Here is a 345-nt window from a genome sequence, read left to right on the forward strand (position 1 = left end):
CGTGAACCTGATGCAGACGGTTTTTCTCGGCAGTCCGCATATCCACCAGTTGGTTGCGGCGGTTAACCAATGCTTCCAACACTTCTTCCGCTTCGGTGGGCGGGTGGTAGAGCATGGTTTGCCAACCTTCTTTCTGCGTCATCATCTGTGCGAAGAAGGCGAGCATTTTGGCATCTTTGGCATCGGTTTTGGTCAGCGACTGCGATTGGGCAAACTGATGCGTCTGACGCGGGTTGGCGATGATGACGGCTATGCCTGCGCGGTGGATGGCTTTGGCGGCGGGAATTTCGAGACCGTCGGTGCTTTCCATCACGACGAGGGCGACCTTGTGTTTTTTAAGGTATT

1 protein-coding gene is annotated in these 345 nt (G+C 54.8%); it reads right to left on the reverse strand.

All coding sequences use genetic code 11. The features are described 5' to 3' along the window. A partial coding sequence (locus ACLD9W_RS12570; RefSeq protein ID WP_410842307.1) for an IS110 family transposase occupies positions 1 to 345 on the reverse strand: 345 nt, incomplete at both ends.

The sequence above is a fragment of the Neisseria sp. WLZKY-1 genome (assembly GCF_046546535.1).
GTDB lineage: Bacteria > Pseudomonadota > Gammaproteobacteria > Burkholderiales > Neisseriaceae > Neisseria.